We start from the raw sequence: 17,003 nt of genomic DNA, 5'->3' as shown, positions 1-17,003 counted from the left end.
CAATATTAAAATTGTTAAGGAGGAAATACCCCATGAAAGCTCCCAGCATGAAGATATCCCCATGCGCAAAGTTAATTAATTTAATAATCCCGTAAACCATGGTATATCCTAAAGCAAGGAGAGCAAAGATGCTCCCCGATACCAAGGCATTTACAAGCTGATGTAAAATCTGATTTGACATATACTACCAAACTTTCTATAATTTCTAGTCATTCTCTTATATCAATGAAGAGGATGAATAATAGAATCTCCCTCGAATCTAGTCTTTCACCTCAACTGGTGTAGCTGATTCCTCAGCACCATTTTCAAGACGAACCATAAGGGCTGACTTGATTGGATTGTGTTGCCCATCAATGGACATTACACCGGTGACCCCTTCAAAGTTTTTCAAATTCCCGAGATTTTTGGCAACCTCTGTAGAATCTGAAGCTCCCTTAGAAGCCTCTGCCACCATATAAACAGAGTCATAGGCAAGGGCTGCAAACATATTAGGAACGTCATTGTATTCTTTCTTATAGTTCTCGATAAAGGCTGCAGCTTTATCATTTAGGTTTACTTTTGATGAGTAGCCTGATACAAAGTAAACATCTGTCGCATTTTTCTTATCAGACAATTTCACGAATGTTTCATCACTAAATCCATCTGGTCCAAGAATCGGTTTATTGATGCCCATCTCACGCGCTTGCTTTGTAATGATACCTGTCTCCGTATAGTAACCAGGCATAACAATGGCATCGAAGTCCAAGTCTTTGAAACGAGTCAAGGCTGCTTTGTAGTCTTTATCTCCTGCGATAAAGGTCGATTCAGCAACAATTTCCCCTTTGTATTTGCGTTTGAATTCTGCCACGATTCCTTGAGCATAGTCTGAAGAGTTATCATAATAGAGGACAACCTTCTTCGCATTCATATTTTCAGCTGCAAACTGGGCCAATACTTGACCTTGGAAGCTATCTTTAAATGTTGTTCTAAAGACAAACTCTTTCGTTGAACCATCTTTATTGACTGTTAAGTCATCTTGTGTTCCAGAAGGTGTTAAAAGAGGAACCCCTGTTTTTTGAGATTCTAGACTGGAAGCGGCAGTTGCACCTGAAGTAGCTGGTCCAATAATGGTCGTTACTTGACTTTGAACAGCAAGGTTTGTAGCTGTAGTGGAAGCTTCAGCGATTTCAGATTTGTTATCCTTGGCAACTAGTTCAATCATCTTGCCATCAACACCGCCATTGGAATTGATCTCCTTAACGGCAAGCTTAATTCCATTGTACTCAGCAGTACCATAAGCTGCTACTGCCCCTGAAAGCTCCATGTTAACACCAATTTTGATGGTCTCTTCTCCTATTTTGTTTCCTTTGGCATTGGCAGTAACATCAGGCGACTGGCCACATGCTGCCAAGCTCATCAGGCAGAGCAAAGAAAAAGCCCCTAGAGCAAGTTTTTTTATCATAATCGTCTCCTTATTGCGAATAATGTAATACTTACTAATATACAGAATTATCTGAAAATTGTCAACATAAAAAACGCATTCTATTAAATGATTGCGTTTTCTTCGTTACGATAGAGATTGCCAACAAAGGGAGTCTCTAACTCTTGAATATGACAAGGCCTTACCTTTTTGATAAATCGTTCCTTAGCTAATTTCTCAACCAAGCTTTCTAGATTCTCAGTCGGAACATAAAGTTGTAGGTAGCGATGCTTTTTAGAATGATAGAGAATGTCTCCATATTCCTGTAGTTTTTTCGCATCTCTATTATAGTAGAGATAGATGATTAATCCTGATCGATTTGTTTTTTCAAACATGAGGAAGCCTCTTTCTAAGAAATCTTATCCTATTATATCAAAAAAAGCAAACTCCGTCGAGTTTGCTTTCATGCATTATTAGTTCAAAGAATTATTGGCCATGATTTCATCGATAAAGCCATATTCAAGTGTTTCTTGGGCACTCATCCAGTAATCACGTTCTGCATCTGCATGAATTTGCTCAACTGATTTACCAGAGTTATCTGCAAGGATTTTTTCCAATGTCTTACGGGTTTTAAGCAAGTGTTCTGCAGCGATTGCCATATCTGTTTGTTGGGTACCACCACCGGTTCCACCCATTGGTTGGTGAATCATGTACTCTGCATTTGGAAGCATGAAGCGTTTGCCTTTTGCTCCACTTGATGCAATAACAGTCCCCATAGATGCAGCCATTCCCATCACGATGGTTTGGACATCTGCCTTGATAAAATTCATAGTATCAACGATTGCCAAACCAGCTGAAACAGAACCTCCAGGTGTGTTGACATAAAGGTAAATATCTTTTGTACTGTCTTGGGCATCCAAGAAGAGCAACTGGGCAATAACTGAGTTGGCCATATTGTCTTCGACTGGACCTGTTAGCATGATGATGCGGTCTTTCAAAAGACGGGAGTAAATATCATAGGAACGTTCTCCACGGCTTGTTTGTTCAATAACTACAGGAATCATTCATTTCTCCTTTTAACTTTTATTTTTGTTAGTCACATGACTGAAGTTATGACTATTATAATATCTTGGTCAAAAAAGGTCAAATTTTTGCTCTATACTATCGACAGAACCAAAAATTCAACCTCATCACAAAATTAGAGACATCCTCTAATTTCATCTTCGAAACTCTGTCAGAGTCTTATTTGGTACCGAACAAGCGGTCTCCAGCATCTCCGAGACCAGGGACAATATAGCCATGTTCGTTCAAACGTTCATCCAGAGCTGCTGTAAAGATTTCTACATCTGGGTGAGCTTCTTGAAGAGCTTTCATTCCTTCTGGAGCAGCTACAAGGCAGACAAACTTGATGTTTGATGCCCCACGTTTTTTAAGGGAGTCAACAGCCAAGATAGCTGAACCACCCGTTGCCAACATTGGGTCCACTACAAAGATTTGACGTTGGTCAATGTCCTCAGGCAATTTCACCAAGTATTCAACTGGTTGAAGGGTTTCTTCATCACGGTACATACCTATATGACCAACTTTGGCTGCCGGAACCAAGCTCAAGAGGCCATCTACCATCCCGATACCTGCACGCAAGATTGGGACAATCGCCAATTTTTTACCAGCCAATTGTTTTTGAACGGTCTTTGTGATAGGTGTTTCGATTTCAACGTCTTCAAGTGGAAGATCACGAAGTACTTCATATCCCATCAACATTGCGATCTCATCTACTAGCTCACGGAAAGCTTTTGTGGAAGTGTCTGTACGACGCAAGATAGACAATTTGTGCTGAATGAGTGGATGATTAATGACTTCAATTTTTCCCATTTTCTGAGTTCCTTCTTTCAATTTATTCTTCTTATTATATCAAAAAACGGTTTAAAAAGCTTTCTAAACCATTTATTTTAATTAATTTTTAAATCAAATCTGCCTCTTGAAGAGCTGTCTGAACAGTCTCTAATGGTAAATGGGTCAACTCGGTACCTTTTTCTTGATAGAGGTATTTGGCATAGTCATCCATTCGGTACTGGTTGATATAGACTACACGTTTGCAACCGACTTGTAAGAGTTGTTTTGTACAGTTCAGACAAGGGAAATGGGTCACATAGGCGGTAAATCCTCTAGGAACCCCTCGTTCAGCCCCCTGGAGAATAGCATTGACCTCAGCGTGAAGGGTTCGGACACAGTGTCCTTCAATAACTAGACATTCGTGGTCAATACAGTGCTCCGTTCCTGATACAGAACCATTGTAGCCTGTTGAAATGACCTTATTATCCTTAACGAGGACAGCTCCTACTTTGGCGCGTTTACATGTAGAACGATTGGCAATCAGTAAGGCTTGAGCCGCAAAGTACTCATCCCAAGCCAGTCTTTTTTCTGTCATAAGTCTTCTCCTTTTCCACTATTTTTTGAAAAATGGCAAGCGTAAATCCGCAATCTTTTCTGCTGGAACCTTCATGCCATCCTTGATCCATTTGAGCAAAACCGATACGATGGCAGAACTCCAAAAGGAATGAAGGTAGCTGCTGACGCCTTTTGATTTTCCGTGGTATTTTTCCAAAAATTCCTGCATAGCTTGGACAAAAATCTTTTCCAAATGGTAGTCCAGAGCAAGTTGGATAACCTTAGCTTCTTTCTTAGCTGCGCGGAAAAGGTGCACCCAGACTAGATAAAGGTCTGTTTTGACATCGTAATGGCTGAGCTGTTCCATGATGTTATGGACACTGCGTTTAAAGACGCTTTCCAAAATCTCTTCTTTGGAATCATAATTGCGATAGAAGGCAGCGCGAGAGACACCCGCCCGCTTGACCAGCTCTGAAATACTAATCTTAGCCAAGTCTTTTTTCTCCAGAAGTTGCAAAAGAGCTGTTTCTATCGCTTCTCTGGTCAAGAAATTGGATTCTTGATTTGATTTTCTGAGATTTTCAAGAGATTTTTCAGATATTTTACGTTCAGACATAACAATTTCTTTCTACTTGTGACAACAGAGAGGTGGTACTTTTGTTTCAAGGGCTTTCATGATATAATTGTAAAAAAAGACAGAACCTTTGTCAATGTATAAGTGACAAAGATGGAGAATTTCTATGACTTGGAAGATTGTAGCTGACTCTGGTTGTGATTATCGTCAACTGCCTACTCTTGCTATCGATACTGAATTTGTGAGTGTTCCTTTAACCATTCAAGTTGCTGATCAGGTCTTTATCGATGATGCCAATCTTAACATTGACCACATGATGGAAACCATGTATGCGACTTCTGAGGCTTCAAAATCTGCTTGTCCTAGTCCTGATGATTACTTGCGTACATTCGAAGGTGCCAAGCATATCTTTGTCGTTACTATCACTGGTGCTCTTTCTGGCAGTCATAATAGTGCGCAGCTTGCTAAGAATATCTACCTTGAAGAACATCCTGACACTCAGATTCATGTCATCGATAGTTTATCTGCAGGTGGGGAAGTTGACTTGATTGTCGAAAAAATCAATGAATTGATTGATCAAGGACTTTCTTATGAGGAGATTGTTGAAGCTATCACAGCCTACCAAGAAAAAACCAAGTTGCTCTTTGTCCTCGCTAAGGTCGATAACTTGGTAAAGAATGGTCGTTTAAGCAAGCTTATCGGTACAGTTGTTGGCCTTCTCAACATCCGTATGGTCGGAGAAGCGAGTAATACTGGAACCCTAGAACTGCTCCAAAAGGCTCGTGGACCAAAAAAATCCCTTCAAGCAGCCTATGAAGAACTCATCAAGGCTGGCTATTCTGGTGGCCGTATCGTCATGGCTCATCGCAGCAATGAAAAATTCTGTCAGCAATTGTCAGAACGCTTGCTGGAAAACTTCCCACAAGCGGATATCAAAATTATCCCAACGTCTGGTCTCTGCAGTTTTTATGCAGAAGATGGCGGTTTGTTGATGGGATATGAAATCAACTAAGATTATAAGCAACAAGAGATGCCAAGCATCTCTTGTTTTTTGTGGTACAATAGAGCTATGAAACATTTTGATACTATTGTCATCGGTGGAGGGCCTGCTGGTATGATGGCTACGATTTCCAGTAGCTTTTATGGTCAGAAAACCCTTCTCATCGAAAAAAATCGGAAACTCGGAAAAAAATTAGCTGGAACAGGCGGTGGTCGTTGCAATGTAACCAACAATGGAAGTTTGGACGATCTACTTGCTGGGATCCCTGGAAATGGACGCTTTCTATACAGTGTCTTTTCCCAGTTTGACAACCATGATATCATCAACTTTTTCACGGAAAACGGTGTTAAACTTAAGGTTGAAGACCACGGTCGCGTCTTTCCTGCCAGCGACAAATCTCGGACTATTATTGATGCACTGGAAAAGAAAATCGCTGAGCTAGGAGGACAAGTTCTCACTCAAACTGAAATTGTTTCAGTTAAAAAGATAGACGACCAGTTTGTCCTTAACTCCGCAGACCAAACCTTCACTTGTGGTAAACTCATTGTCACAACTGGTGGCAAATCTTATCCTTCGACTGGTTCGACTGGTTTTGGTCACGAGATTGCCCGTCATTTTAAGCACACCATTACAGAGCTTGAAGCCGCTGAAAGTCCTTTATTGACAGATTTTCCACATAAGGACTTGCAGGGAATTTCACTGGATGATGTGACCTTAAGCTATGGCAAGCATGTCATCACTCATGATTTACTCTTTACCCATTTTGGTCTGTCAGGCCCTGCTGCCCTACGTATGTCTAGCTTTGTCAAGGGCGGAGAAGTTCTCTCACTCGATGTTTTACCTCAACTTTCTGAGAAGGACTTGGTGGCATTTCTAGAAGAAAATCGGGAAAAATCCTTGAAAAATGCTTTGAAAACCTTGCTTCCGGAACGTCTAGCAGAATTTTTTGTTAAAGAATATCCTGACAAAGTCAAACAGCTAACTGAAAAAGAACGTGACCAGCTTGTCCAATCTATCAAGGCTCTCAAAATTCCTGTCACTGGTAAAATGTCATTGGCTAAGTCCTTTGTCACCAAAGGAGGCGTCAGTCTTAAGGAAATCAATCCCAAAACTCTGGAAAGTAAGCTCGTTCCTGGTCTCCACTTTGCTGGCGAGGTCCTGGATATCAATGCCCACACAGGTGGCTTTAACATCACTTCTGCCCTCTGTACCGGTTGGGTGGCAGGAAGTTTGCATTATGATTAAAAATCAAAGGTTGTGAAAAATGAACAGAAGAGAAACAGTCGAATTTGTCAACATGTGCATGATTCAAAACGGAGACAAGGTTCTTGTCCAAGACCGAGTTAGTCCTGACTGGCCTGGAATTACTTTTCCTGGCGGGCATGTTGAACGTGGCGAATCCTTTGTCGATGCTGTCATTCGTGAAGTGAAAGAAGAAACTGGTCTGACTATTTCCAAACCCCAACTCTGTGGTATCAAAAACTGGTACGATGACAAGGATTATCGATATGTCGTCCTTTTTTACAAGACAGAACACTTTACTGGTGAACTCCAGTCTTCAGACGAAGGAAAGGTATGGTGGGAAGATTATAAAAATCTCTCTCAACTAAAACTTGCCACCGATGATATGTCAGATGTGCTTCGTGTATTTGTAGAGGAGGATCTCAGTGAATTCTTTTACTACAAAGACGGTGACGACTGGCTTTATGATTTGAAGTAAAAAATAGGCTAGGAAATTCCTAGCCTATTTATTCTGCATTTGTCCGAACGTAAGCAGCAATGGCATCTGATGTGTACTGGGCTGTTCCAGGTCCAAATTTATCAATATTTTCCTTAAACTCTGGGTTGTAGACATATCCTTTACCGATATGTCCGAAGACTTCAATAGAGCAGTCAAATCCATAAGTACGAATGGCTTGCAAGAGATTGGCTGCTTGCTCTTGGTTTTCAGTTGCTGTTGCAGGTAAACCAGCTTGAAGATTTTGCGCCAAAGTTTGAAAGACTTGGTTAAAGGCGGCCGTAGACTCATCTTCACGACCTTTTTGGCGTTCGAGGGCTTGATCCATGACTTCTTGTCCATACTTCTCTACCGCTTCTTGGTGGTATTTTTGATTGTCTTGATAGCTAAATCCAGTGAATTTTTCCTCAATGGTCATTTTTCTTTCTCCTTTTTGTTCTTGAATGGTTTTTTGCAAGGTGGAAATCAAGGTATCCAGATGTTGCCTTTCTCGAGTTAGATAGTCCAACTGTCTGGTCAAATGGGGCAATAAATCTGTCCTTTCTTCCTTTAACAGCTCTGCTATTGTTTCTAAAGAAAAGCCTAGATATTTGTAGTAAAGAATGACCTGAAGGCGTTCCAAATCCTCTTGACTGTAAGTTCGATAGCCGTTTTCCGACTTTAAGGGAACCAAGAGTCCTATCTTGTCATAGTGGTGCAGGGTCTTGACAGAGACACCTGAAAGCTGCGCAGCTTCTTTTATATGGTACATGATTTCCTCCTTACAATGATAGTATAACCCCTCCCCTTAGGTCAGAGTCAAGTGTTTTTGCGAAACATTTTTAACTTTTTGAGAAAGGTGTGAAAACTTGAAAATGGTTTTCTTGACAGACATTGGAAAACATGATAGGATAGTCAAGTCTATCAATCAAACAGAAGGCTCCTAAAGAGCCATTGAGAGAAGGCTATTTGACAACTCAAGTAGCCTTTTCTTATTTTAAAAACGAGATTGGAGTTTAACTATGTCAGAAAAATCGCAATGGGGTTCGAAACTGGGCTTTATTCTAGCATCTGCTGGCTCAGCCATCGGGCTTGGTGCCGTTTGGAAGTTTCCCTACATGACTGCTGCTAATGGTGGCGGCGGCTTTTTACTAGTCTTTCTCATTTCTACCATTTTAATCGGTTTTCCTCTCCTGCTTGCTGAGTTTGCCCTTGGCCGTAGCGCTGGTGTTTCGGCTATCAAAACCTTTGGAAAACTTGGCAAGAATAACAAGTACAACTTTATCGGTTGGATTGGTGCCTTTGCCCTTTTTATCCTTCTCTCTTTTTACAGTGTTATTGGAGGATGGATTCTAGTCTATCTAGGTATTGAGTTTGGGAAATTGTTCCAACTTGGTGGAACGGGTGATTATGTTCAGTTATTTACTTCAATCATTTCAAATCCAGCCATTGCCCTAGGGGCTCAAGCAGCCTTTATTTTGTTGAATATCTTTATTGTATCACGTGGGGTTCAAAAAGGGATTGAAAGAGCTTCAAAAGTCATGATGCCCCTGCTCTTTATCATCTTTGTCGTGATTATTGGGCGCTCTCTCAGCTTGCCAAATGCCATGGAAGGCGTTCTCTACTTCCTCAAACCAGACTTCTCAAAATTAACTAGTGCTGGCTTCCTTTATGCCCTGGGACAATCTTTCTTTGCCCTTTCATTAGGGGTCACAGCCATGCTGACCTATGCATCCTACTTGGATAAGAAAACCAATCTGGTCCAATCAGGAATCTCCATCGTAGCCATGAACATCTCGGTATCCATCATGGCAGGTCTAGCCATTTTCCCAGCCATGTCAGCCTTCAATATCCAGTCTGAAGGGGGACCTAGCCTGCTCTTTATCGTCTTGCCTCAACTCTTTGACAAGATGCCCTTTGGAACCATTTTCTACATCCTTTTCCTCTTGCTCTTCCTCTTTGCGACGGTCACTTCTTCTGTAGTCATGCTGGAAATCAATGTGGGCAATGTCACCAATCAGGACAACAGCAAGCGAGCTAAGTGGAGTGCCATTTTAGGAATCTTGACCTTTGTTTTTGGAATTCCTTCAGCCCTATCTTACGGAGTTATGGCGGATGTTCACATTTTTGGTAAAACCTTCTTTGACGCCATGGATTTCTTGGTTTCCAATCTCCTCATGTCATTTGGAGCCCTCTGCCTTTCTCTCTTTACAGGCTACATCTTCAAAAAGGCCCTTGCCATGGAGGAACTCCATCTCGATGAAAGAGCTTGGAAACAGGGACTTTTCCAAGTCTGGCTCTTCCTTCTTCGTTTCGTCATTCCTATCATCATCATTGTGGTTTTTATCGCCCAATTTATGTAATCAAAAAGGACTTGAGTAGTGAACTCAGGCCCTTTCTTTTTTATGGATGGCTCACAATCAATTCCAAATCTTGCCCTTCCAAGGTCCAAGCTTCAACATCACTTGGTAGGATAAAGTGGCTGCCTTTTTGGATTGGATAATCTTTTCCATCTACAATCAGTTTCCCTTGGCCATCCAAGACACTCAATAAGCTGTAGTCAGCTGTCTTTTCAAAATCAACTTTTCCAGTGATTTCCCACTTGTAAACGGCGAAGAAATCATTGGATACAAGGAGAGTTGAACACAAATCATCAGCTTTGACAGTTACAGGACGGCTATTTGCGGGTTCACCAATGTTCAAGACATCGATGGATTTTTCAAGGTGAAGTTCACGCAAGTTACCATTATCATCCTTGCGGTCAAAGTCATAGACACGATAGGTTGTATCGCTAGACTGCTGGGTTTCAAGAATCAATATTCCCGCCCCGATAGCATGCATGGTTCCGCTTGGTACATAGAAGAAATCTCCAGCCTTAACAGGGACTTTTGTTAATAGACCATCCCAGTCTTTAGCTTCGATTTGCTGACGGAGTTCTTCTTTTGACTTGGCATTGTGGCCATAGATAATCTCTGATCCTTCATCTGCAGCGATGATATACCAGCATTCTGTTTTTCCGAGCTCGCCTTCATGTTCTAATCCATAAGCATCGTCTGGGTGAACTTGGACACTGAGCCAGTCGTTGGCATCGAGAATTTTAGTTAAAAGCGGAAATACAGGCTCTGGACGGTTGCCAAACAATTCACGGTGTTCCGCATACAAAGTAGCAAGGTCTGTTCCCTCGTAGCGACCATTGGCTACCTTTGAAACCCCATTTGGGTGGGCTGAAATAGCCCAGTATTCGCCAATTTTTTCACTTGGAATGTCGTAACCAAACTCATCACGTAGCTTGGTCCCACCCCAGATTTTTTCTTGCATAACTGATTGTAAAAATAATGGTTCTGACATGTCGATCTCCTGTCTGATTTTTCTCCCCTCATTATAGCAAAAAAAGAGTTCGAATTGAACTCTTTTTCCTATCTTATAAAGTAGGGAGAAGATTTTGTAAAAATAGTAACGAAATAATCTTTTACTTGATGGAGGAAACCCTAAAGCAGCACTCAGAAAGCAAGCAGTCAACTGCTGTTTTCCTCAACTCTCATTAGACTTTTTTTACTTGAGAATCTATTTTTATGTACAAAAAAAGACTGAAACCAGTCTTCCTTTTAAATCAATGCCGTAATAGCCGTTACTAGACCAAAAACGATACCCGGTGCATTGGCAGCTGCAAGTGGAATATCTCTTTCCTTTTTGAAAAGACCGTAGTAAACCCAGAGACTACAGTTGATGGCTGCAACCAAGGGCTGGATAAAGTTCCCTTTTTGACCAGCCAGGTTGTTCATAATTTGTGGGAAGTAAGACACGTACATCATAACGGACATAAAGGTCGCTACCCAACCCAAAATTTTCATTTGTTTTTCAGATATTTTCAGAACCTCTTTCATTTTTATAAATCATATTTTATAATCTTTTTTCAAAACAATCAAGACTTTGAAGCTTTTGTTATGAAGATGTAAACTATCACAATCTTGTGATAAGAAAGAGGAAACAGAAAAAGACCGGATTGCTCCGATCTTTCAATAGTTCCTATTCTCACATTCTGTTTTAAGAATGATTAAGGTTTACTTCAAATGACTAATCGTCCTATTTCATTCGATAAAAATCAATCACTAGACCAGCAGGTCCTCTAACTAATAAGGACTCTGTTCCCCAATCCGTTTCAGAAGGACCGTATAAAATCTCGGTACCAAGCTCTTTCAATCGTTGGTAATTCTGATTTAGATCCTCAACCTCGATGTGAAGAATGATTCCTGACTGAAAATTATTCAAAGGAATCAAATGATTCTCTGACAACATAAGACAATGACTGCCAATCGTAAACTGAGCAAAACTGTCATCAACATAATCGGACTTTTTATCCAAAAGCCGCTCCAAGTCAGCACAGACTTGGGGAACATCTGAAACAATAATATCTAATTGATTTAAATTCATTTGTTATCCTCCAGAAAAAGACCGGATTGCTCCGATCTTTTTAAGTTCCGCTCTATGAAAATCAAAGAATAAAATCTACAAAGTTTACATTTGATTTTCGACGAGAAGAATTATTTAATTGCGCGTGATTGCAATCCTTCTTCTTCCAAGAAGAGGCGGAATGGTACGAGTTCTTCTGCTTCGTATTTTTCCTTGAAGGCTTTGATTGCTTCTTCTGAGTGAAGTTTTGGATCCAATTCAAGTACTTCTACTGGAAGTGGACGGTGTTGAGTGATGTGAGCATCGATAACAACAGTTTTACCTTCTTTGTTCAATTTAACAGCTTCTGCAACAACTGCATCGATGTCTTCGATACGGTCAACTGTAAATCCAACAGCTCCTTGAGCTTCAGCGATTTTCGCATAGTCAGCATTAGGGAAGTCACAACCAAACAAGTGTTTGTTTGTGTCTTCGTATTTGTCCTTGATGAAGGCATATTTACCATTTGAGAAGACAACGTTGATAACTGGAAGGTCGTATTGAACGTTTGTGATAACATCTGGGTAGCACATGTTGAATGCACCGTCACCCATGATGTTCCATACTTGGCGATCTGGATTGTCTTTCTTAGCAGCGATACCACCAGGAAGGGCAATACCCATTGTCGCAAAGAGTGGAGATGTACGCCACATGTTCTTAGGTGTCATATGAAGGTGACGAGTAGATGTTTGAGTAGTGTCACCTACGTCGATTGAGTAGATAGCATCTTGATCAGCATGTTTATTGATAGCATTGTAAACTTGGTACAATTGCAATTCACCCTCAGTTTTACCTTCGAGTTTGTTCATGTAATCACGCCAGTTTTGGTTGTTCTTAACGTTTGCACGCCACCATGGAGTAGATTCAACTGGGTTGACTTTGTCAAGGATTGCTTTCGCTGCTTGACCTGCATCACCAAGGATAGAAGCGTCAAGGGCATGACGTTTACCAAGTTTGTATGGGTCGATATCGACTTGGATGAATTTTTCAGTGTTCTTGAAGGCTTCGTAAACTTCAGCAAACGGGAAGTTTGAACCAAGGAAAAGAACTGTGTCTGCTTCGAAGACAACTTCGTTGGCTGGTTTCCAACCAACACGGTAAGCAGAACCTGTCAACCCTTCGTAGTTCCATTCGAAAGCTTCAAAGTTTTTACCAGTTGTGATGATTGGTGCTTTGATTTTACGTGACAATTCAGTAATCACTTCACCAGCTTTTACACCACCGTAACCAGCATAGATAACTGGACGTTCAGCTTTGTTCAAGATTTCAACAGCTTTGTTGATTTCAACTTCGTTCAATGCAGGAGCGATGAATGAACGCTCGTATGAACCTGAACCGTAGTATGAGTTTTCATCGATTTCTTGGAAACCGAAGTTTACTGGGATTTCAACAACAGCTGGACCTTTTTTAGAAACTGCAGCACGGCAAGCTTCGTCAATAACTTTTGGCAATTGTTCAGCGTAAGCTACACGTTTGTTGTAGACAGCTACTCCGTGGTACATTGGGTTTTGGTTAAGCTCTTGGAAGGCATCCATGTTGAGTTCGTTAACTGGACGTGATCCAAGGATAGCAAGGAATGGAGTGTTGTCCATAGCTGCATCGTAAACACCGTTAATCAAGTGAGTCGCACCTGGACCACCTGAACCTACCGCAACCCCGATTGAGCCACCGAATTTAGCTTGCATAACCGCAGCAAGAGCACCTGTTTCTTCGTGGCGAACTTGCAAGAAGCGGATATCTTTGTCTTCAGCCAAAGCGTCCATCAATGAGCTGAGTGTTCCTGATGGGATACCGTAGATTGTATCTACACCCCATGTTTTCAATACGTTGAGCATTGCTGCTGATGCAGTAATTTTCCCTTGAGTCATTATAACTCTCCTTCAAATATTTTTAAAATTTGATTCATCCGTTTTCATATACTAATTGGAAACGTTTCAGCAAATTTTTACTCTACTACTTTACCATAATTGTTTTTTGTCTCCTAAAAATGTGCTCAGAAGTTTTTATTCTCTATTACAGTACAGTTTGAAAGCGTTTTTCAGAACTGTTTTATAATAAAAAGCGAGCAAGCTCGCTTTTAGTCTATTTTACTAAAGTTTAGCATGAGTGAACTAATCAAAACAGATACAGAACTAAAAGCCATGGCTAGACCAGCCAGTTCTGGGTTGAGCACCAGACCAATTCCTGAAAAGACTCCTGCTGCAATCGGAATTCCGATAACATTGTAGATAAAGGCCCAGAAAAGATTGAGCAGAATTCGATTAAAGGTTTTCTTACTCATGTCAAAGGCACGAACCACTCCTAGGAGGTTATTAGTTGTCAACACCAAATCTGCTGACTCGATGGCAATATCTGTTCCAGCTCCCATAGCAATTCCCACATCCGCTACACTGAGGGCAGGAGCGTCATTGATACCATCACCAACAAAGGCTACTTTGCCAGCTTGTTGCAGTTTATGGATTTCATGGGCTTTTTCTTCTGGCAATACACCTGCAATGACCTCTTCAATGCCAATCTTATCTGCAATGGCACGCGCCACGCCAGCATTATCCCCTGTCAGCATGACTGTTTTAAGACCTCGTTTTTTCAACTGACTGATGGCAAGTTTAGCATTTTCCTTAGGAATATCTTGTAGTGCAAGCAAGCCTTTAATTTCATTGTCGATAGCCAAGAACACAACTGTCTTAGCTTCTTTTTCTAGTTCTTCTAGTTTTTCCTGATAAGTGCTTGAAATGTTCATCCCATCCAGCATTTTAGCATTTCCAAGCAAGACTTGTTTCCCATTGATTTGCCCTGAGACACCTTTTCCGTGCAAGGCTTGGAAATTTTCAACAGTTTGAATCTCAAGTCCAGCTTCACTCGCTCTTTTGACAATAGCTTGAGCCAGTGGGTGTTGAGAGGCTTCTTCTAAAGAAGCTGCTAAGCCAAGTACTTCTGTCTCATCACCAATAATATCAGTGACAACTGGTTTTCCTTCCGTCAAAGTCCCGGTCTTATCAAAGACAATAGTTTGAACTTTCTGGATTTCCTGTAGAACCGTTCCATTTTTGAGGAGAACGCCCATTTTGGCACTGCGACCTGTTCCCACCATGAGAGCCGTTGGTGTTGCGAGTCCCAAGGCACAAGGACAAGCGATAATCAAAACTGCCACCCCATAAAGCAGAGAAGTCACAAAGCTAGCCCCAAGTAAGACAAACCAAACCCAGAAAGTCAGAATCGCTAAAATGACGACTGCTGGTACAAAAATCCCTGAAATCTTATCCGTCAAATCCTGAATTGGTGCTCGGCTGGTCTGGGCTTTCTTCACAAAGTCCACAATCTGCGCCAAGACCGTCTCTGAGCCAACTTTTTCTGCCCTAAAAACAAGCGTTCCACTGTTATTGATGGTGGAGCCAATGACAGTATCTCCAACGGTTTTATCCACCGGCAGGCTCTCACCTGTCACCATGGATTCGTCAATACTGGACACACCTTCGACTACAACCCCATCAACCGCAATCTTTTCACCGGGACGCACTCGAATCAGATCACCTACATGAACTTGGTCCAAGGGGACTTGAACATAGTTATCCTCACGCAAGACTTCTGCAGTTTTAGCCTGCAAGTCCAGTAATTTCTCCACAGCTTGGGAAGTATTTTTTCGCATTTTTTTCTCAAAAACTGCTCCCAAAAGAACGAAGAAGAGGATAAATCCAGCACTTTCAAAGTAAACGGGGAGACCAGCGAAGAGGGCAACTAAGCTATAGAGATAGGCCACTAGAGTTCCCAAAGCAACCAAGCTATCCATATTGGCATTGTGCTTTTTAAAGCTGGCCCAAGCGCTTTGGATATAGGGACCACCTGCTACTAGCATGATGGGTGTTGTGGCTAAAAAGGTGCCCCAACGCATGACTTGGTGACTAATTCCTCCTGTCGACATCCCAATCATGATAATCACAAGAGGCACAGTAAAGATACTGGTAATCCAAAAACGCTGTAGGAGGGATAGAGATTTTCGAGTCTTCTCAACTACGGTGTAGCTTCCCTTTTGCATCTTCATACCACATGAGAATTCATGCTCACCCAACTCTTGAGGTGTAAAACGAATTGTCTTCTCTTCATCTACGCCGATTGGTTCCAAGATGTCTTCTTCTTCAAAAAGGATTTCCTTGTAACAGTTTGAAGGAGTTATACGATGAAAGGTAATTTCAGCGGGAATCCCTTTTTGAAGCTGAATATGGGCTGGATGGTAGCCTTTTTCAGCTGTGATACGGATTTTTTGAACACCATTTTCAAGACTTGCTTTTACAATTTCAGTCATATCATTCTCCTATTCTACAATCATCTTACCGTGCATCATATTCATGCCACAAGAGAAACCATACTCTCCAGCTTGTTCAGGTGTGATTTCCACTACATACTCTTCACCCATAGGCAAGTCCGCATGCACTCCAAAATCTGGGAAAACAATCTGATCTAGGCAGGGTGAAGGGTCCTTACGGTCAAAGACGATACGGGCTGGCACTGATTTCTTAAGAATAATCAACTCAGGCGTATAGCCCCCTTTGACTTCCACTCGAATCTCTTGGTAGCCCTTTTTTTGCTGGGCTTTTTGCCCAGATTTTTCAGGCTTTTTGAAAAACCAAAACAATATAAACGCGATAAGGGCAAGACAAATAATGGTTACAATACTATTTAACATGGCGTCTCCTTTACATACAATTACATTTTACTTCAACAACTGCGCTAGCTTTTTTCTTAGAAATCACAACTTCCAAATCTTCCAAGTCAGCCAAAGTGAAATCACATTCCACAATCAAGTCAGCCAACAAGTTCTTAATCCTACGGGAACAAACCTTGTCCTTGATATCTTGGACAAGCAAGTCTCGACTTTGATCCAGAGTTAAAAGGGCTGAATAAACAAAGGACTTGCCCTCTTTTTTTCTAGTCAAACACTCTTTCTCAACCAACCTAGCCAAAAGGGTTTGAACTGTAGACTTGGACCAGTCAAACCGCTCCGCCAGAACCCTGATCAAATCCCTACTGGTCTGTTCTCCCTGCATCCAAACAATCTTCATAACCTGCCATTCTGCATCTGAAATCTGCATCAGTACACCTCCAAAATCTACATTTGTCAATTATAATTTTTAGTATACTCTCAAAATCTACATTTGTCAATTATAAATGTTCTTATTTCTTTGAAAAAAGAATTCTAATCATGTAACGAGAGATTTGCAGTCAAATTTTACTATATAAACTATAAAAATATGCTATACTGTAGAAAAAAGAAAACAACCACTAGGGGTGCGTAAAGCTGAGATTAACGACTGTTAGATCCCTTTGACTCAATCTAGGTAATGCTAGCTGATGGAAGTGGAAATGATAATGAGGACTACTTGTCTTCTATTGCTTTCCTGAAACAGACTAGCTTGTTCTTAAGAATGCAAACTTCAGTTGATTGGGAGGTTTTAGATGACTTATTTACCCGTTGCTCTAA

The 17,003-nt window shown here is 41.2% G+C and carries 19 protein-coding genes and 1 riboswitch; of the genes, 4 read left to right on the top strand and 15 right to left on the bottom strand.

Going from position 1 to position 17,003, the window contains the following annotated elements; genetic code table 11:
• The 7 genes from SORDD24_RS06305 to SORDD24_RS06275 all read right to left on the bottom strand — a co-directional run.
• Positions 1 to 169 (bottom strand): ABC transporter permease subunit (locus tag SORDD24_RS06305; protein ID WP_419579782.1); only part of this gene is annotated, 169 nt, incomplete at its 3' end.
• Positions 170 to 259: 90 nt separating this feature from the next.
• Complete coding sequence (locus SORDD24_RS06300) at positions 260 to 1,441, bottom strand: ABC transporter substrate-binding protein (RefSeq protein WP_061408748.1); 1,182 nt, start codon at positions 1,439 to 1,441, stop codon at positions 260 to 262.
• Positions 1,442 to 1,524: 83 nt separating this feature from the next.
• On the bottom strand, positions 1,525 to 1,794 hold the full coding sequence (locus SORDD24_RS06295; protein WP_061408745.1) for a YlbG family protein: 270 nt from the start codon (positions 1,792 to 1,794) through the stop codon (positions 1,525 to 1,527).
• A 78-nt stretch (positions 1,795 to 1,872) separates the two neighbouring features.
• Complete coding sequence (gene clpP, locus SORDD24_RS06290; RefSeq protein WP_000613463.1) at positions 1,873 to 2,463, bottom strand: ATP-dependent Clp protease proteolytic subunit ClpP; 591 nt, start codon at positions 2,461 to 2,463, stop codon at positions 1,873 to 1,875.
• A 178-nt stretch (positions 2,464 to 2,641) separates the two neighbouring features.
• The gene (gene upp, locus SORDD24_RS06285; protein ID WP_061409526.1) at positions 2,642 to 3,271 is read right to left on the bottom strand and encodes a uracil phosphoribosyltransferase; all 630 of its coding nucleotides are present in this window, start codon (positions 3,269 to 3,271) and stop codon (positions 2,642 to 2,644) included.
• Positions 3,272 to 3,359: 88 nt separating this feature from the next.
• The gene (locus SORDD24_RS06280; RefSeq protein ID WP_000136989.1) at positions 3,360 to 3,827 is read right to left on the bottom strand and encodes a deoxycytidylate deaminase; all 468 of its coding nucleotides are present in this window, start codon (positions 3,825 to 3,827) and stop codon (positions 3,360 to 3,362) included.
• Positions 3,828 to 3,845: 18 nt separating this feature from the next.
• A complete protein-coding gene (locus tag SORDD24_RS06275) occupies positions 3,846 to 4,403 on the bottom strand; it encodes a TetR/AcrR family transcriptional regulator (protein WP_000003897.1) in 558 nt (185 codons plus the stop codon).
• 124 nt (positions 4,404 to 4,527) lie between these two features.
• Between SORDD24_RS06275 and SORDD24_RS06270 the strand changes: the two genes are divergently transcribed.
• Genes SORDD24_RS06270 through SORDD24_RS06260 form a run of 3 tightly spaced genes read left to right on the top strand, consistent with a single transcriptional unit; the run spans position 4,528 to position 7,081 of the window.
• A complete protein-coding gene (locus SORDD24_RS06270; protein ID WP_061408742.1) occupies positions 4,528 to 5,373 on the top strand; it encodes a DegV family protein in 846 nt (281 codons plus the stop codon).
• Between the two features lie 57 nt (positions 5,374 to 5,430).
• The gene (locus SORDD24_RS06265; protein ID WP_061408739.1) at positions 5,431 to 6,606 is read left to right on the top strand and encodes an aminoacetone oxidase; all 1,176 of its coding nucleotides are present in this window, start codon (positions 5,431 to 5,433) and stop codon (positions 6,604 to 6,606) included.
• A gap of 19 nt (positions 6,607 to 6,625) precedes the next feature.
• The gene (locus SORDD24_RS06260) at positions 6,626 to 7,081 is read left to right on the top strand and encodes an 8-oxo-dGTP diphosphatase (protein WP_061408736.1); all 456 of its coding nucleotides are present in this window, start codon (positions 6,626 to 6,628) and stop codon (positions 7,079 to 7,081) included.
• 28 nt (positions 7,082 to 7,109) lie between these two features.
• Here the strand turns inward: SORDD24_RS06260 and SORDD24_RS06255 are convergent, their stop codons facing one another.
• Positions 7,110 to 7,850 (bottom strand): MerR family transcriptional regulator, encoded by a 741-nt coding sequence (locus SORDD24_RS06255; protein WP_061408733.1) that lies wholly within the window; start codon positions 7,848 to 7,850, stop codon positions 7,110 to 7,112.
• Between the two features lie 250 nt (positions 7,851 to 8,100).
• Here SORDD24_RS06255 and SORDD24_RS06250 point away from each other — a divergent pair, with 250 nt between their 5' ends.
• The gene (locus tag SORDD24_RS06250) at positions 8,101 to 9,441 is read left to right on the top strand and encodes a sodium-dependent transporter (protein ID WP_061408730.1); all 1,341 of its coding nucleotides are present in this window, start codon (positions 8,101 to 8,103) and stop codon (positions 9,439 to 9,441) included.
• A 40-nt stretch (positions 9,442 to 9,481) separates the two neighbouring features.
• On the opposite strand, the gene manA is transcribed toward SORDD24_RS06250, so the two are convergent.
• The 7 genes from manA to SORDD24_RS06215 all read right to left on the bottom strand — a co-directional run bounded on the left by manA (position 9,482) and on the right by SORDD24_RS06215 (position 16,614).
• Complete coding sequence (manA, locus tag SORDD24_RS06245) at positions 9,482 to 10,426, bottom strand: mannose-6-phosphate isomerase, class I (protein WP_061408727.1); 945 nt, start codon at positions 10,424 to 10,426, stop codon at positions 9,482 to 9,484.
• Between the two features lie 257 nt (positions 10,427 to 10,683).
• A complete protein-coding gene (locus SORDD24_RS06240) occupies positions 10,684 to 10,944 on the bottom strand; it encodes a SemiSWEET family transporter (protein WP_001291473.1) in 261 nt (86 codons plus the stop codon).
• Between the two features lie 217 nt (positions 10,945 to 11,161).
• Complete coding sequence (locus tag SORDD24_RS06235; RefSeq protein WP_061408721.1) at positions 11,162 to 11,509, bottom strand: VOC family protein; 348 nt, start codon at positions 11,507 to 11,509, stop codon at positions 11,162 to 11,164.
• 110 nt (positions 11,510 to 11,619) lie between these two features.
• Positions 11,620 to 13,395 (bottom strand): pyruvate oxidase, encoded by a 1,776-nt coding sequence (gene spxB / locus SORDD24_RS06230; RefSeq protein WP_061408718.1) that lies wholly within the window; start codon positions 13,393 to 13,395, stop codon positions 11,620 to 11,622.
• A gap of 209 nt (positions 13,396 to 13,604) precedes the next feature.
• On the bottom strand, positions 13,605 to 15,827 hold the full coding sequence (locus SORDD24_RS06225) for a heavy metal translocating P-type ATPase (RefSeq protein WP_061408715.1): 2,223 nt from the start codon (positions 15,825 to 15,827) through the stop codon (positions 13,605 to 13,607).
• Between the two features lie 9 nt (positions 15,828 to 15,836).
• Positions 15,837 to 16,208: a cupredoxin domain-containing protein gene (locus SORDD24_RS06220; RefSeq protein ID WP_061408712.1), complete on the bottom strand. Its 372-nt coding sequence runs from the start codon at positions 16,206 to 16,208 to the stop codon at positions 15,837 to 15,839.
• Between the two features lie 10 nt (positions 16,209 to 16,218).
• Positions 16,219 to 16,614, bottom strand: coding sequence for a CopY/TcrY family copper transport repressor (locus tag SORDD24_RS06215; protein WP_061408710.1), 396 nt, complete (start codon positions 16,612 to 16,614; stop codon positions 16,219 to 16,221).
• Positions 16,615 to 16,796: 182 nt separating this feature from the next.
• Positions 16,797 to 16,895, top strand: a riboswitch (TPP riboswitch).
• Positions 16,896 to 17,003: the final 108 nt, after the last annotated feature.

It is taken from the genome of Streptococcus oralis (genome assembly GCF_001579175.1).
In the GTDB taxonomy this organism is placed as follows: Bacteria; Bacillota; Bacilli; order Lactobacillales; family Streptococcaceae; genus Streptococcus; species Streptococcus oralis_O.
The sequence above is the reverse complement of the archived record's forward strand: the minus strand, read 5'-3'. Positions and strand labels throughout refer to the sequence as shown.

What these genes read in the sequence shown, in the direction of transcription:
- SORDD24_RS06300 (WP_061408748.1), bottom strand. Translation starts at nt 1,441, where the DNA reads ATGATAAAAAAACTTGCTCTAGGGGCTTTTTCTTTGCTCTGCCTGATG.
- SORDD24_RS06295 (WP_061408745.1), bottom strand. Translation starts at nt 1,794, where the DNA reads ATGTTTGAAAAAACAAATCGATCAGGATTAATCATCTATCTCTACTAT.
- clpP (WP_000613463.1), bottom strand. Translation starts at nt 2,463, where the DNA reads ATGATTCCTGTAGTTATTGAACAAACAAGCCGTGGAGAACGTTCCTAT.
- upp (WP_061409526.1), bottom strand. Translation starts at nt 3,271, where the DNA reads ATGGGAAAAATTGAAGTCATTAATCATCCACTCATTCAGCACAAATTG.
- SORDD24_RS06280 (WP_000136989.1), bottom strand. Translation starts at nt 3,827, where the DNA reads ATGACAGAAAAAAGACTGGCTTGGGATGAGTACTTTGCGGCTCAAGCC.
- SORDD24_RS06275 (WP_000003897.1), bottom strand. Translation starts at nt 4,403, where the DNA reads ATGTCTGAACGTAAAATATCTGAAAAATCTCTTGAAAATCTCAGAAAA.
- SORDD24_RS06270 (WP_061408742.1), top strand. Translation starts at nt 4,528, where the DNA reads ATGACTTGGAAGATTGTAGCTGACTCTGGTTGTGATTATCGTCAACTG.
- SORDD24_RS06265 (WP_061408739.1), top strand. Translation starts at nt 5,431, where the DNA reads ATGAAACATTTTGATACTATTGTCATCGGTGGAGGGCCTGCTGGTATG.
- SORDD24_RS06260 (WP_061408736.1), top strand. Translation starts at nt 6,626, where the DNA reads ATGAACAGAAGAGAAACAGTCGAATTTGTCAACATGTGCATGATTCAA.
- SORDD24_RS06255 (WP_061408733.1), bottom strand. Translation starts at nt 7,850, where the DNA reads ATGTACCATATAAAAGAAGCTGCGCAGCTTTCAGGTGTCTCTGTCAAG.
- SORDD24_RS06250 (WP_061408730.1), top strand. Translation starts at nt 8,101, where the DNA reads ATGTCAGAAAAATCGCAATGGGGTTCGAAACTGGGCTTTATTCTAGCA.
- manA (WP_061408727.1), bottom strand. Translation starts at nt 10,426, where the DNA reads ATGTCAGAACCATTATTTTTACAATCAGTTATGCAAGAAAAAATCTGG.
- SORDD24_RS06235 (WP_061408721.1), bottom strand. Translation starts at nt 11,509, where the DNA reads ATGAATTTAAATCAATTAGATATTATTGTTTCAGATGTTCCCCAAGTC.
- spxB (WP_061408718.1), bottom strand. Translation starts at nt 13,395, where the DNA reads ATGACTCAAGGGAAAATTACTGCATCAGCAGCAATGCTCAACGTATTG.
- SORDD24_RS06225 (WP_061408715.1), bottom strand. Translation starts at nt 15,827, where the DNA reads ATGACTGAAATTGTAAAAGCAAGTCTTGAAAATGGTGTTCAAAAAATC.
- SORDD24_RS06220 (WP_061408712.1), bottom strand. Translation starts at nt 16,208, where the DNA reads ATGTTAAATAGTATTGTAACCATTATTTGTCTTGCCCTTATCGCGTTT.
- SORDD24_RS06215 (WP_061408710.1), bottom strand. Translation starts at nt 16,614, where the DNA reads ATGCAGATTTCAGATGCAGAATGGCAGGTTATGAAGATTGTTTGGATG.